Below are 788 nucleotides of genomic sequence, written 5' to 3'. Positions count from 1 at the left end.
AAGGTTTTTTAGTGGGTAAGTCTGCTATGGTAGAACTTACGAATGAAGACAAACACCCCCTTGTGTCCTAGGAATATAAAAATAACTCATCAAGTGTAGTATGTAGCATGAAACCAAGCAAAGGAGAAAAAATGAGTATTAGAGATAAGCTAAGCCCTATTTCAGCAAACCATCCCGACGCAGCCATTCTAGCCCAGTTTAGACATTTGGTTGAAGGCCTTTGGATGTATAGCGAAGACAAACAGCCTTACGATGTTTTTATCTGGGATGTTACAACACATGGAGAACTTTCTGTAGATCCACCATACAGTTTTAAATATAGAAATATTGTAGAAAAATTTCATGGAAAAATGATACCTATAGGAAAAACCAGTTTATTACAAGAAAAACATCGCTCCTTTTTTAAGTTTGATGGAGAAAAACTAGCTAACAAGAAACCTTTAAAATTCTATCGAGACCAATACCAAGCCTGGAACCGATTTGTAGGGCGTATCTACACAGACAATGGTGCCCTGACTCAAGATGAAATAATTAAAATGCGAACTTTAGCCAAACACCTATGGAAGCTTGAGTCGAATACTGTGCGGGTATTTGAGTTTGACTCTCCTATTATTCAGCAGTATTTATTAGGCAGAACTGAAAATGGTAATTGGCTAGGCATCCATACAATTTCAGTAGAAACATAAAGCTCACTTTTGCTTATCGAATTTTCGAGTATTTTTCATAGTTTGCAGGGAAAAGCAAGCTATTTCTTGAAATAGACAACCTTATATCTCGACTTTGGCCAT

At 36.7% G+C, this 788-nt stretch carries 1 protein-coding gene; it reads left to right on the top strand.

Annotated features, from left to right (window positions below):
- Positions 1-131: 131 nt before the first annotated feature.
- Entirely contained in the window at positions 132-686 is a 555-nt protein-coding gene (locus tag KCG35_RS25825) for a nuclease A inhibitor family protein (RefSeq protein WP_215822762.1), read from the top strand.
- Positions 687-788: the final 102 nt, after the last annotated feature.

The organism is Zooshikella harenae (assembly GCF_018837975.1).
GTDB classification, from domain to species: domain Bacteria; phylum Pseudomonadota; class Gammaproteobacteria; order Pseudomonadales; family Zooshikellaceae; genus Zooshikella; species Zooshikella harenae.
This window is presented reverse-complemented; position numbering and strand designations above follow the sequence as displayed.

Coding starts and splice junctions, on each gene's coding strand:
- KCG35_RS25825 (WP_215822762.1), top strand. CDS start 132: ATGAGTATTAGAGATAAGCTAAGCCCTATTTCAGCAAACCATCCCGAC.